Origin of the sequence: Halorubrum ezzemoulense DSM 17463, assembly GCF_002114285.1 — an archaeon.
In the GTDB taxonomy this organism is placed as follows: Archaea; Halobacteriota; Halobacteria; order Halobacteriales; family Haloferacaceae; genus Halorubrum; species Halorubrum ezzemoulense.
In genome coordinates, this window is sequence record NZ_NEDJ01000020.1 from 19,630 (window position 1) to 32,866 (window position 13,237).

A 13,237-nucleotide genomic window follows, 5' to 3' on the forward strand; every position below is an offset into this window, starting at 1 on the left:
GAACTTTAATCGATCGACGAGCGGCGGCCGGTTCGAGCGTTCCGACCGCGCCCGTCGACTGTGCGTCCCGACCGAATATCTCGCCCGTCAGTTCGGACCGAACGTCTCGCCGAACCCGTGCGACCGCAACCCACGCGACCCGCGGAGCGAAGCGGTTAAGAGTGAACCGCGGATATTTCCGTCAACTCGCTGGTGCGGACACAGCGGGCACTCGCCGCCGGGGCCGCGGTCGGACCGACCGCCGCGCGCCCCGGGACGAGACGACATGTGGCCCCTCGCGGCTGAATCGCAACCGTCCGCGGACAACAATGGCACGAAGCTTCTACTCGCACATCAAGGAGGCGTGGCGGTCCCCCAAGGAGGGGAAACTAGCTGAGCTGCAGTGGCAGCGCAAACAGGAGTGGCGCGACCAGGGCGCCATCGAGCGCATCGAGCGCCCCACCCGGCTGGACAAAGCCCGCGAGCTGGGCTACAAGGCCAAGCAGGGCGTCATCGTCGCCCGCGTGAGCGTCCGCAAGGGCGGTTCGCGCAAGCAGCGCTTCAAGGCCGGCCGCCGCTCGAAGCGCCAGGGCGTCAACCGCGTCTCGCGGCGCAAGTCGATCCAGCGCATCGCCGAGGAGCGCGCCTCGCGGAAGTACCGCAACCTCCGCGTGCTCAACTCCTACTGGGTCGGTGAGGACGGCTCGCAGAAGTGGCACGAGGTCATCCTCGTGGACCCCGCCCACCCCGCAATCGAGAACGACGACGACCTGAACTGGATCTGCTCGGACGACCACAAGGGTCGCGCGTACCGCGGGCTCACCTCCGCCGGCACCAAGGGCCGCGGCCAGCGCAAGCGCGGCAAGGGCACCGAGAAGACGCGCCCGAGCGTCACCTCGAACGACCGGCAGGGCAAGTAACGCCGCCGTCGACGTTCAGTTCTCGTTTTTCACCGACCGCGTCGCCGAGCGGACGCGCCGCTCGTCGCCCCCGTCCCCCGACGGGCTCGTCGTCTAACGCTCCCGACGCTCTCCGCCGTCGCGCCCCGGACGCCGGCGGCGCAAGAGCAAAGACACCGCGTCACATACCAACTGTAATCATGGCGAGCGCCACGTGACCGGGACCACCCCGATTCCGCCCGACGCGTTCGCGACCGCGCTCAGGTCGCTCGACACGGACGCGCTCGCGACGCTCGTCGCCGACGCGTACGCGGCGACCGCCGACGCGGCCGACGCCGATCCGCCCCGAGTGACCGTGCGAAACGGGGACCAGCGGACCGAACTGCTCGTCGCCTCGGCCGCCGACGGCCGCGTCCCCGACGGCCCGGCCGACGCCGTCGTCGTCGCGAGCGACTCACTGCTTGACGAGGGGACGCTCGACGACTCGACGGTCGTCTCTCCGGCGGACCTCCGACGGCGGCTCCTGTACGCCGTCCCGCCGGCGGCGGCGGACGAGATCGCGGACCGGATTCTCGGCGTCCCCGTTCGGTCCGCATCGTACGACGCGGTCGCTCCCGAGCCCGGCGCTGCGACCGATTCCGGCGACGGATCGCTAGCCACCGACGACGAGGCGACCGACGATGTCCGGACCGTCGACAGCGCGAGCGGCGACGACGCCTCGGGCGATGGCGACGCGAGCGATCTCGCCGGCGGGGCGACGGCCGCCGGCGCGTCGGGACCGGTAGGCCGCAGCGACGCCGATCGCACCGATCGGAACGTCGCCGACTCGCCCGGCGCGTCGCGAGCTGACGACCGGCCGAGCGACTCCGACCCCGATCCACCCCAGAGCGGTGAGCCGGGCGACGGTTCGACCGCCGACGCCGCGAGCGATCGACCGTCCCGCCGGACCGTCGTCGCCGCGATCGCGGTCGTCGCGCTCCTCGTCGCGGCAGCCGGGGCCGGGTTCGCCGCCGGCGCCGCCGGGATCGGCGGGCCGGGCGTGATCGCCGGCGACGACGGGGCGATCGACTCGCCGTCCGACGTGGGAGGGTCGACGGACGACGGTGGCGACGCGAGCGGCACGGACTCGGACGGCGGGAACACCGTGTCGGCCGCCGACGGCGACCCGACCGGTGAGGCCGCGCGGAACACGGCGTTGTCCCCGACCTGCGAGCGGTCCGCGCTTCAGGTCGTCCAGATCCAGATGAACGCGCTCCGGTACAACGACAACGCGACGAACGACGGCATCCGGACCCTCCGGGCGTTCGCGTCGCCGGAGAACAGGCAGGTCGTCGGACCCGTCGGCGAGTACGTCGAGCTGTTCGAGACCGCCCGGTACGGCCCGATGCTCACGTACGATACCGCGGAGTACTCGGTGCCGGAGACCGCCGACGGGACCGCCGCGGTCGAAGTCGTCACGCGCGAGGACGGCACCGTGACCGGGCGCTACGAGTTCCGCCTCGTCCGGGTCGGCGGCGGGAGCGCGACCACGAACAGTTCGCTGGGCAGCGTCGACGACTGTTGGATGACCGACGCCGTGACCGCGTCGGGGGAGTAAGCGTCGGCGTCGGGTCCAGAGCCGTCGCCGACGGAGTGAGTGTCGGCCGCGCCGCGTCTTTGTCGCCGCCAGGAACACGATTATATTCGCGCCAGCACTGGTCGAAGTCATGAGCCTCTCGCTCGACGCGACCCAACTCGACCGCTACTCCAGACACGTCATCTTGGACGGCGTCGGTCCGGAGGGGCAGAAGCGACTGCTCGACGCCCGCGTCCTCGTCGTCGGCGCGGGCGGGCTCGGCGCGCCCGTCGTCCAGTATCTCGCGGCGGCGGGCGTCGGCGCGATCGGGATCGTCGACGACGACGCCGTCGAGCGCTCGAACCTCCAGCGACAGGTCATCCACGGCGACGGCGACGTGGGACGCCAGAAGGTCGACTCGGCCGCCGACTTCGTCGCCGATCTTAACCCCGACGTGGATGTCGAGCGCCACCACCTGCGACTCGACGCGGGCAACGCCCGCGAACTGATCTCGGACTACGATGTCGTCGTCGACTGCTCGGACAACTTCGCAACCCGGTACGTGGTGAACGACGCCGCCCGAATCGAGGGCGTCCCCGTCTCGCACGGTGCCATCTACAAGTTCGAGGGGCAGGTGACGACGCTCTCGCCCGACGGCCCCTGCTACCGCTGTCTGTTCCCGGAGCCGCCGGAGCCGGGAACGGTACCGGACTGCGCCAGCACCGGCGTCCTCGGCGTCCTCCCCGGGACGGTCGGATGTCTCCAGGCGACGGAGGCGGTGAAACTGATCATAGACGTCGGCGACCCGCTCGTCGGTCGCATGCTGTTTTCCGACGCCATGGACCTCTCGTTCGAGACGGTCCCGTACGCGCGTAACCCGGACTGCCCGGTGTGCGGCGACGACGGAATCGACACGCTTGACGGGATCGACTACGCCGCTGGCTGTCGGATCGACGCGGCCTGAGCGGTCCACTCCGGATCGACGCCGTCTACGTAGCCCGTTCCTCGTCGTCGCCGTCGGGGCGCCCGTCGCGACAGCTTATAGCGACCGGTCGGTCATCGCCGTTCCCGCGGTGACGCCGGCGCCGTCGTCGACGAATCCCGACCGCACGCACCACCGGCAGTACCGGTAGCCGGCGCGGTTCTCAGCGCCGCAGTGCCGGCAGACGACCGTCTCCCCGTCGGCGTCGAGCGGCGGCGGGTCACCGGCGTCGGCTGACTCGCCCGTCGGACCCCCGGCCGCGCCGCGGTCGCGTGCGACCACCGAACCGGCCGCTTCCCCGTCGCCGTCGGGCTCCGACGAACGGGCCGCGACCGAGCCGAAGAGCTCCGCGGGGTCGCGGTTCCGGCGGACGAGCAGCCACGTCACCGCGAGGTTGAGCGCCGCCACGCCGACGAATATCGCGGCGAGGGGCACGAGCTGATCACCCGTCATACGTGTCATGTTACCATCCCGGAGTCTTGTGTCTGACGGTGGGTCCACCGGCCGCGCTCCGACGGGCCCGTCGGCGGGCCGCTCCAGAGTACTCTTGAGGCCGCCGGTCGAAGGCGCACCCGCATGAAGGAGACGATCCACACGGACGACGCCCCGGCGGCGGTGGGCGCGTACAGCCAGGCGACGACGGACGGCGACCTCGTGTTCACGGCCGGGCAGATCCCCCTGACGCCCGACGGCGAACTCCTCGCCGACGCGTCGATCGCGGACCAGACGGAGCAGGCGCTGGACAACCTCCTCGCGGTGCTCGACGAGGCGGGGGCCGGGCCCGAGGACGTGCTCAAGACGACGGTGTTCCTCGCCGACATCGACGACTTCGACGAGATGAACGAGACGTACGCCGACTACTTTGACGAGTCGCCTCCCGCCCGCTCGGCGGTCCAAGCGGGCGCGCTCCCCAAGGGGGCCGGCGTCGAGATCGAAGCCGTCGCCGTCGTCGAGTAGATGTCTGACGGCGAGGGCGGGCGCGGGGCCGAGACGGACCGGGACGACCCCTCCGGTTCCGGCGGCGGCGGCCGCGCGCCCGGCGCCCCGGCCACGCCGCGCGCTCGCCTGCGGTCCGCGGCGCTGTGGGGCGCCGTCGGCGGGTTCGCCTTCCTCGTGCTCGCGCAGGGGTACCGGTTCGTCGGCTCCGGGTCGCTGCCGGTCGGGATCGGCGGACTGGCGCTCGTCGCGCTCGGGGTCGCGGCCGCGTCGGCCGGTCTCTCCTACCTCGCCGAGGCCCGACTGCGAGCGAAAAGAAGGACTTAACAGTCGCACCGGAGTAGCACGGAGTGAGCCAGGATGGCCGAGTGGTAAGGCGCACGCCTGGAAAGCGTGTTCCCATCCGGGATCGGGGGTGCAAATCCCGCTCCTGGCGTTTTCGACGAACGACACGGCGAGCGAAGCGACCTGTTCGTCGAAAAGCCTGACGGAGGGATTTGAACCAGGGAGTGAAGCGAGCGCAGCGAGCGGAACGACTGAGGTTCAAATCCCTCTCCTGGCGCTCCACTGTCGCAATAACGAGCGAGGAGCGACAGCGACGGGCGGGTCTGGCCGCGACGATCACCTCCAAAGCCCCAGCCGCTCGGCTCTACGCAGACACCTATTGCTCGCCGACAATTACCTCCACAGGGGCGGCCGCGACCACACAGCACCGCACCTCACACCGCCCCAGCCTCGCGGTTCACTCCGGGCTCCCTTCGGTCGCCCGTCGCTCACCGCGTCCCTCGCGCGTGCGACATCGCACCCTCCGGGCGCTCGTCGGCACGCGCCACCGCAACTAACTCGTGAGAGCCTCTGGCAGATATAGTGGGTGTTTGATTATCACACCGCTGCTGTCGGCCGAATCTGCTTCGAAAGCGTCCGGTTCGGCCCGCCTCGACACGTCCGCACACCGACACAAGATTCATATGTGTGGGTATTGTTGACACGGGTGACGATGCCAGACACGAAATCGGGTCGCGAGCGGAAAGGGAGGAACAAGCGCCGCCAACTCGAGAACCACCTCGCACGGCGCGAACTCGACGCGGACGACGAACCGCCGGAACCGTACGGGGAGGCGACAGACGCGGAGTTCCTCGCCGAGTCCGACGACGCGGCCCGGTGACCGGTCGCGTCCCGATCCCTTCTCACCGGTCGTTCGACCCCTCGCCTGCCGCTGATTTCGCGTCGCGAAAGCTTTAGACCCGGGAGCGGCGTATCTCGCCGCAATGAGTCGCGGCCCCGAACTAATCATCACGGAGAAAGACAACGCGGCGCGGCGTATCGCCGACATCCTGAGCGGCGAGTCCGCGACCGCGGAGCGGATGAACGACGTCAACGTCTACGAGTGGGGCGGCAAGCGGTGTATCGGGCTCTCCGGCCACGTCGTCGGCGTCGACTTCCCCGCCGAGTACAACGACTGGCGCGACGTGGAGCCGGTCGAACTCATCGACGCGCCCGTCACAAAGACGCCGACGCAGGAGGGGATCGTCGCCGCGCTCCGCCGGCTCGCCCGCAACGCCTCGCGGGTCGTCATCGCGACCGACTACGACCGCGAGGGCGAACTGATCGGCAAGGAGGCGTACGAGCTCGTCCGCGAGGTGAACGAGGACGTGCCCGTCGACCGCGTCCGCTTCTCCTCGATCACGGAGAACGAGGTGCAGGAGGCGTTCGCGAACCCCGACGACCTCGACTTTGAGCTGGCGGCCGCGGGCGAGGCGCGACAGACAATCGACCTCACCTGGGGCGCGGCGCTCACCCGGTTCCTCTCGCTGTCCGCGCGCCAGCTTGGAGACGACTTCATCTCCGTCGGTCGGGTCCAGGGGCCGACCCTCAAGCTGATCGTCGACCGCGAGCGGGAGATCCAGGCGTTCGACCCCGAGTCGTACTGGGAGCTGACGGGCGAGCTGGCGAAGTCGAGCGGCGACCCGTTCGAGGCGCGCTACTTCCACCTGAACGACGAGGGCAACGAGCGCGAGCGCGTCTGGGACGAGGCGGTCGCGGAGACGCTCACCGAGGCGCTCGACGCGGCCGATGGGGCGACCGTCGACGACGTCACCCGGCGGACACAGACCGACGACCCACCGACGCCGTTCAACACCACCGCGTTCATCCGCGCCGCGGGGTCGCTCGGCTACTCCGCGCAGCGCGCCATGTCGCTCGCGGAGGACCTCTACACGGGCGGCTACGTCACCTACCCGCGGACCGACAACACGGTGTACCCGGAGGACTTGGAGCCCGAGGAGCTGATCGCGGACCTCGGCGACTCGCCGACATTCGGCGAGGACGCCGCGAGTCTGCTCGACGAGGACCGCGAGATCGAACCGACCGAGGGCGACGAGGAGACGACGGACCACCCGCCGATCCACCCCACGGGTGAGCTGCCCGCCGCCGCCGACCTCTCGGACGACGAGTGGGAGGTGTACGAGCTGATCGTCCGCCGGTTCCTGGCGACCTGCGCCGACCCCGCGACGTGGGAGCGGTTGCGCGTGGTCGCGCTCGCGAACGGCGAGGCGACGCCGATCGCCGCGGGCGCCGACGGGCTCGCCGCGCTCCGCGACACCGACGACGCGGCGAAGCCGGCCGACCTCGCCGCCGACGGCGGGCTGCGGCTGAAGGCCAACGGGAAGCGGCTGCTGGAGGCGGGCTACCACGAGGTGTATCCGTACCGCTCCAGCGACGAGCGGATCGTCCCGGACGTCGAGGTCGGCGAGACGCTGTCGCTGTCGGACCGTTCCACCGAGGGGAAGGAGACCCAACCCCCGCGCCGCTACGGGCAGTCCCGGCTCATCGAGGAGATGGAGAAGCGGCAGCTCGGCACGAAGGCGACCCGGCACCGCACGATCGAGAAGCTGTACGACCGCAACTACGTCGAGAGCGACCCGCCTCGCCCGACGCGGCTCGCCGAGGCGGTCGTCGAGGCCGCGGAGGAGTTCGCCGACCGGATCGTGAGCGAGGAGATGACCGCCCAGCTCGAACAGGACATGGCGGCCATCGCGGCCGGCGAGAAGGAGTACGACGAGGTGACCGCGGAGTCCCGCGAGCTGCTCTCGCGCGTGTTCGACGACCTCACCGACTCCCGCGAGGCGGTCGGCGACCACCTCCAGACCTCGCTGAAGGCGGACAAGACTCTCGGCCCGTGTCCGGAGTGCGGGTCCGATCTCCTCGTCCGCAAGTCGCGGCAGGGGTCGTACTTCGTCGGCTGCGACGGCTATCCCGACTGCGAGTACACCCTCCCGCTCCCGTCGACCGGAAAGCCGCTCCTCTTGGACGAGACCTGCGACGAACACGACCTCCGTCACGTGAAGATGCTCGCCGGCCGGAAGACGTTCGTCCACGGCTGCCCGCAGTGTAAGGCGGACGAGGCCGACGAGCAGGAGGACGAGGTGATCGGGACGTGTCCCGACTGCGGGGCGGAACACGGGGGCGAGCTCGCGGTCAAGCGGCTCCGCTCCGGCTCGCGACTCGTGGGCTGTACGCGCTACCCCGACTGCGACTACTCGCTGCCGCTCCCCCGGCGCGGCGAGATCGAGGTCACCGACGAGACCTGCGAGGAACACGACCTCCCGCACCTCCGCGTCCACTCCGGCGACGAGCCGTGGGAGTTGGGCTGTCCGATCTGTAACTACCGCGAGTTCACGGCCCGGCAGGAGGGGTCGGAGCTCCAAGCCGTCGAGGGGATCGGCGAGAAGACCGCCGCGAAGCTGAAAGACGCCGGCGTCGACGGCGTCGACGAGCTCAAGTCCGCCGATCCCGACAGTCTGGCGGCCGACGTCGACGGCGTTGGGCCCGACACCGTTCGCGACTGGCAGGCCAGAGCGGACTGACCGCCGGCGCGCCGCGCCCGGTTCGATTCCGCCGCAATTCATAAATCCACAAACACATATGCGCGGAGTGTCTCGATTACCGACAGATGGGTGACCGCGACCCGGACTCGTCGGCCGAGGACCGATCGCCGTCGAGCGGCGACGCCGCTCCGTCGGGGATCCTCCGAGCCTTCGTCGAGGCGGTTCCGACCCCGACGCTCGCCTGCGATCCGGACACGCTGGCCGTCCGCGCCGCGAACGCGCCGGCGGCCGACCTCGTCGGCCACGACCGCGGCACGCTGACGCTGATGGGCCTCCCGGACCTCGGCGAGACCGATGTCACCGTCTCCGGCGAGCCGATCGCTGACGTCGCCGCCGCGGCGGCCTCCCAGACGCCCGGCTCCGACGGCGCGACCGACGCGGCCGAGCGGTTCGAGTGGGACCTCCGTCTCGGCGATCCGAGGCTCCGGGTCGACGCGGCGCTCCACACGGCGACGATCGCCGGGTCCGAGTGGCTGGTCGTCGGACTCTCCGACGCCACCGCCCGCGTCGCCGCCGAGTCCGAGCGGGACACCGAGCGCCGACTGGTCGACGCGCTCGCCGACACCGTCCCGCTCGCGCTGTTCCGCTGTACCGAGGAGGGAACGCTCTCGCGGTGGAACGACGAGCTCGCGGCCGACACGGGGTACGCACCCGACGCGCTCTCTGGACGGGCGCTCACGTCGCTGTTCGACGAGGCGACGCGCGACGCGATCAGCGAGGCCCTCACTCGGGTGTATCGCGACGGCGAGGCGGTCTCCCGCGAGGCGCGCCTCCTCACCCGCTCCGGCGAACGCGTCCCCTATCGGCTCTCCGTCGGTCCGGTGACCGACGGCGACCGCGTCGTGGGGGCCGTCGGCGTTGGCGAGGACGTCACCGAGGCGTCCCTCAGGGAGGAGCGGCTCGCCGTGTTGACGCGCGTGCTGCGGCACAACTTCCGGAACGACCTCAACGTGGTCACGGGGTTCACCGGACAGGCCATCGAGGCCGTCGACGACCCCGAGCTCACCGAGCAGCTCGAACGGGTCGTCGCCACCGCCGAGCGGCTGTTGCGCCTCGGCGAGACCTCTCGCAAGGTCGAGCGGCTGCTCTCCCAGCGCCCGTCGGCGCGACCGATCGCGCTCGCGCCCGCGGTCGACGCCGCCCTCGAATCGGTCGACCCGGCGGTCCTCGACGGGGCCACCGTCGATGTCGACATCCCGGACGACATCGTCGTCTCGGCGGTCGCGTTCCTCCCGGAGGCGATCACCGAGCTCGTCGACAACGCGATCCGCCACAACGACGCCGACGAGCCGCGGGTTCGGGTCTCGGCCGCGGAGCTCCCGAGCGAGTCGTGGGCCTCCCTCGTCGTCGCGGACGACGGGCCGGGGATCCCCCCGGCCGAGCGCGCCGTCCTCACCGGCGAAGAGACGCCGCTCGAACACGCGAGCGGGCTCGGGCTCTGGTACGTGAACTGGATCGCCACCGCCGGCGGCGGGAGCCTCGACATCGCCGAGAGCAAGGCCGGCGGAAGCCGGATCGAGCTGTCCCTGCGCGTCGCCGATGCGCCGCCGATCGACGACACCGAACTGTTCAGCCCGGACGACTGAGCCGGACGGGGGTGACGCGGTCGCCCCGTCGACGCCGAGGTCGCTCCGGCGCTCACGACTCCGCGAGACGGCGCGCGCCTCACTCCGCGAGCCGGAGCTCGTCGCCCACCGTCACCGACTCCGCCGCGCCGGCCGGCAGCTCGACGACGGTGTCGGCGCGGCCGCGGCCCAGTCCCACGAACGGCGCGAGCCGCTTCTTCGCCGTCACCTCGCCGTCGACGAGCCACACCGCGTCGATCGCGAATGGCACGAACAGCATGTGGAGCCACTGCGTCTCGGGCTCGTCGAAGGGGAAGACGAGGGCGTAGTCGTCGGGGACCGACCGCCGGAACATCAGCCCGCGGGCCTGTTCGAGCGTCGAGCGGGCGACGTCGACGTCGCTCGCGAGGACGGTCTCGGTCCGGTCGCCCGACGCGTCGGGACGGTGTACGAGTCGCACGCGGGTCACCTCGCCGCGGGCGAATAAATAGGCTCTCGTTCGACGGTGGCTCGCGTCCCCGCGTCCGAGCGTTAGCTCGCGCCGCCGTACGTCTCTTCGAGGTACTCGACGATGTCGTCGCTCTCGGGCATCCCCTCGATCCCGTGCTCCTCGTCGACGAGGACGGGCACGCCGGTCTGTCCGGAGACCTCCTCGACCTCGGTGCGGTCGCTGTGCGAGCGCGGGACCATGATCGAGTCGTACTCCAAGCCGAGGTCGGACAGCTTCGTCTTCACCTTCGCGCAGTACGGACAGCCTTCGAGCTCGTAGAGCGTGAGATCTGCCATCGCCCCCCCGTAGGGCGCGGATCCGTAAAGAGGTGCGGCCGCCGATGTGCGCGGCGCGCACGGGCGGGCAAAAGGCGAGCGGGCGGGGATCGGCCCCTCGCCAGCCGACTTCGGCGGCCGTTCGGCTGGTCTCGGTTGAAACGGGGGAAAACGGAGCGTTCGTCGGACGAAACGGTGGGAACGGTGGAAGTCAGTTCTCGGCCGACTTCACATCGCGCCGCCCATGCCGCCCATGCCGCCCATGCCGCCGCCGGGGGCGCCGCCCTCGTCGTCGCCGCCCGCCGTCGAGAGGTCGCCCGCCGAAATGATGTCGTCGATTTTCAGGACCAGATTCGCCGCCTCGGCCGCGGAGGCGATCGCCTGCTCCTTCGCGTGGGCCGTCTCGACGACGCCCGCCTCGGCCGTGTCGACGACCTCGCCGGCGAACACGTCGAGCCCGGCGTGCTGGTCGCCCGCCTCGTGGGCCGCGCGGAGGTCGACCAGCAGGTCGATCGCGTCGAGGCCCGCGTTCTCGGCGAGCACGCGCGGGATCAGTTCGAGGGAGTCGGCGAACGCCTCGACCGCGAGCTGCTCGCGCCCCTCGACGGAGTCGGCGTAGTCGCGCAGGCGGCGCGCGATCTCGACCTCGACCGCGCCGCCGCCGGGCAGCGTGCGCCCGTCGGAGACGGTCGTCGAGACCACGTCGAGCGCGTCCTGGATGCCGCGTTCAAGCTCGTCGACAACGTGGTCGGTCGTGCCGTACAGGAGGAGCGTGACGCCGTGGGCGTCCTCGCCCTCGACGTAGAACAGCTCCTCGTCGCCGTCGCGCTCGACCGAGCCGACCGCGAGGTCGTCCGCGGTGAGGGAGTCGAGGTCGGTGACGATCGGCGCGCCGAGGACGTTCTTCAGGAACGTCAGGTCGGACTTCTTCGTGCGGCGGACCGCCAGCACGCCCTCCTTGGCGAGGTAGTGCTGCGCGAGGTCGTCGATGCCCTTCTGACAGAAGACGACGTCGGCGCCGGAGTCGACGATCTGGTCGACCTTCTCGCGGAGCTGCTCCTCCTCCTGATCGAGGAACTTCTGGAGCTGGTCCGGCGAGTCGACGTTGACGGAGGTGTCCACGTCGGCCTCCTCGACCTCGATCGGGTCGTTGAGGAGCAGGACGTTCGCCGACTCGAAGTCGGTCGGCATGTCATCGTGGACCGGGTCCTTGTCGATCGCCGCACCGGTGAGCAGGCGGGACTCGCCCGCCGCGCGACCGGTGCGCGTCTCGATGTTCAGGTTCGCCAGGTCGACCACGTGGGAGCCGTCGTCGGCCTCGACCGTGACGCCCTGTACGGCGCGGACGACGAGGTCGGCGAGCACGTCCTTGTCGAGCTCGGCGCCCTTGCCGGTCATGGACGTCTCGGCGACGTTCTGGAGCGTCTCAGTGTCGTCGGGGTCGACCGCGGTCGCGACCTCGTCGACCTGCTCGCGGGCGTACTCGCTCGCGAGGTTGAACCCCTTGATCACCGCTGTCGGGTGGATGTCCTGTTCAAGCAGGTCCTCGGCGTTCTTCAGCAGCTCGCCCGCGATGGCGACCGCGCTGGTCGTCCCGTCGCCGGCCTCGTCCTCCTGGGTCTCGGCGACCTCGACGACCATCTCGGCGGTCGGGTTGTCGATGTCCATCTCCTGGAGGATGGTGACGCCGTCGTTGGTGATGGTGACGTCGCCCATCGAGTTGACGAGCATCTTGTCCATCCCCTTCGGTCCGAGCGTCGACCGGACGGACTCGGCGACGCCGCGCGCCGCGGAGATGTTGTACTCCTGTGCGTCCTTGTCCTGGACGCGCTGGGCGTCATCGCCCATGATGATCATCGGCTGACCCTGCTGCATTCGCTGACTCATACAGCGTTTGATTGATTGTGATTCTATATAAATGTCTCGTTGACGGCCGGACGGACACGGACGGACGCCGTCGGGAGCCGCCGTCGAAAACCGCACGACACCGGACCGTTTCTTCCCGGATCGTGCGGAGAGTTAGCATTGATCTCTGGTGGGACGAATTCGGCTATCCGACGCCGTTTATATATCTCGTTCTCGCCGCCGCGTCACCCCGGAACCCCGCCGGCGAGCAACGCGGCGTCGACGAACGCCTCGCGGCCGAGCGTCCCGTCGGTCGCCCGCGGCAGGGTCGCGTAGACGACGTACAGCGTCGCGCCGGTCCACAGCGCGCCGGAGACCACGTGGAAGACGAAGGCGGTCGTGAGCAGCACACCGTTCCGTCCGGCTAACGACGGCATAATCAGGCCGCGCCGTCGCGTTCCGAGAGCTCCGCGTCACGGCAGCGTCAGCGTCCCCTCGTACCGGTGCGTGCCGTCGACAGTCTCGCGGTACTCGTACGCGGGCGGGGGCTCGATCCCCCACTCGCGGAGGCGCTCGTCGACGCCGTCCACATACGTGACGAGGAACGAATCCCGGTCGCGGAGCGTCGGCGGCGTCCGGGTGTACTCCGTCTCGAACCGACACCGCGCCGTTCGCCCGTCGTCGTTGACCTCGATCCGGACCCGGAGGTCCGAGCGCAGCCGCTCGCGGACCGGCGGCGGGTCGCCGCGGAGGTGCCCCTCGCCGAACGCGTCGATCGCGGCCAGCGCCTCGTTCGGGACGTGGTTCACGGCCGCGGATACGGG

At 70.5% G+C, this 13,237-nt stretch carries 13 protein-coding genes, 1 tRNA gene and 1 pseudogene; 9 read left to right on the top strand and 6 right to left on the bottom strand.

Translation table 11 applies throughout. From position 1 onward, the window contains the following. The first annotated feature begins 308 nt into the window (after positions 1-308). The 3 genes from B9H04_RS07600 to ubaA all read left to right on the top strand — a co-directional run bounded on the left by B9H04_RS07600 (position 309) and on the right by ubaA (position 3,397). Positions 309-899: a 50S ribosomal protein L15e gene (locus tag B9H04_RS07600; protein WP_049931415.1), complete on the top strand. Its 591-nt coding sequence runs from the start codon at positions 309-311 to the stop codon at positions 897-899. A gap of 193 nt (positions 900-1,092) precedes the next feature. After that, positions 1,093-2,475 carry a DUF4864 domain-containing protein gene (locus tag B9H04_RS07605; protein ID WP_049931416.1) on the top strand — a complete coding sequence of 461 codons (1,383 nt, stop codon included), beginning with the start codon at positions 1,093-1,095 and terminating at the stop codon, positions 2,473-2,475. A gap of 109 nt (positions 2,476-2,584) precedes the next feature. Then, positions 2,585-3,397, top strand: a complete 813-nt coding sequence (ubaA, locus tag B9H04_RS07610; RefSeq protein ID WP_085682583.1) for an SAMP-activating enzyme E1 — start codon at positions 2,585-2,587, stop codon at positions 3,395-3,397. A gap of 75 nt (positions 3,398-3,472) precedes the next feature. Here the strand turns inward: ubaA and B9H04_RS07615 are convergent, their stop codons facing one another. Next, complete coding sequence (locus tag B9H04_RS07615; RefSeq protein WP_049931418.1) at positions 3,473-3,868, bottom strand: DUF7577 domain-containing protein; 396 nt, start codon at positions 3,866-3,868, stop codon at positions 3,473-3,475. 123 nt (positions 3,869-3,991) lie between these two features. On the opposite strand from B9H04_RS07615, the gene B9H04_RS07620 reads away from it, so the two are divergent. From B9H04_RS07620 to B9H04_RS07640, 6 genes are all read left to right on the top strand, one after another. Continuing rightward, positions 3,992-4,372, top strand: a complete 381-nt coding sequence (locus tag B9H04_RS07620; protein WP_049931419.1) for a Rid family detoxifying hydrolase — start codon at positions 3,992-3,994, stop codon at positions 4,370-4,372. Further along, on the top strand, positions 4,373-4,678 hold the full coding sequence (locus B9H04_RS07625; RefSeq protein ID WP_049931420.1) for a hypothetical protein: 306 nt from the start codon (positions 4,373-4,375) through the stop codon (positions 4,676-4,678). A gap of 27 nt (positions 4,679-4,705) precedes the next feature. Next, a tRNA-Ser gene (locus B9H04_RS07630) sits at positions 4,706-4,787 on the top strand. Between the two features lie 561 nt (positions 4,788-5,348). Then, a complete protein-coding gene (locus B9H04_RS18630) occupies positions 5,349-5,516 on the top strand; it encodes a hypothetical protein (protein WP_167373069.1) in 168 nt (55 codons plus the stop codon). A gap of 103 nt (positions 5,517-5,619) precedes the next feature. Beyond that, on the top strand, positions 5,620-8,217 hold the full coding sequence (locus B9H04_RS07635; RefSeq protein ID WP_085682584.1) for a DNA topoisomerase I: 2,598 nt from the start codon (positions 5,620-5,622) through the stop codon (positions 8,215-8,217). Between the two features lie 86 nt (positions 8,218-8,303). Further along, entirely contained in the window at positions 8,304-9,824 is a 1,521-nt protein-coding gene (locus tag B9H04_RS07640) for a PAS domain S-box protein (protein ID WP_049931422.1), read from the top strand. Positions 9,825-9,903: 79 nt separating this feature from the next. Here B9H04_RS07640 and B9H04_RS07645 read toward each other — a convergent pair whose 3' ends face one another. The 5 genes and pseudogenes from B9H04_RS07645 to B9H04_RS07665 all read right to left on the bottom strand — a co-directional run bounded on the left by B9H04_RS07645 (position 9,904) and on the right by B9H04_RS07665 (position 13,222). Next, a complete protein-coding gene (locus B9H04_RS07645) occupies positions 9,904-10,272 on the bottom strand; it encodes a DUF192 domain-containing protein (protein ID WP_049931423.1) in 369 nt (122 codons plus the stop codon). 62 nt (positions 10,273-10,334) lie between these two features. After that, entirely contained in the window at positions 10,335-10,589 is a 255-nt protein-coding gene (locus B9H04_RS07650) for a glutaredoxin family protein (protein WP_049931424.1), read from the bottom strand. A gap of 207 nt (positions 10,590-10,796) precedes the next feature. Then, on the bottom strand, positions 10,797-12,443 hold the full coding sequence (gene thsB / locus B9H04_RS07655) for a thermosome subunit beta (RefSeq protein WP_049931518.1): 1,647 nt from the start codon (positions 12,441-12,443) through the stop codon (positions 10,797-10,799). A gap of 242 nt (positions 12,444-12,685) precedes the next feature. After that, positions 12,686-12,823 (bottom strand): annotated as a pseudogene (locus tag B9H04_RS07660) (copper resistance protein CopD); the annotation flags it as partial. Positions 12,824-12,886: 63 nt separating this feature from the next. Then, a complete protein-coding gene (locus B9H04_RS07665) occupies positions 12,887-13,222 on the bottom strand; it encodes a hypothetical protein (RefSeq protein WP_049931425.1) in 336 nt (111 codons plus the stop codon). Positions 13,223-13,237: the final 15 nt, after the last annotated feature.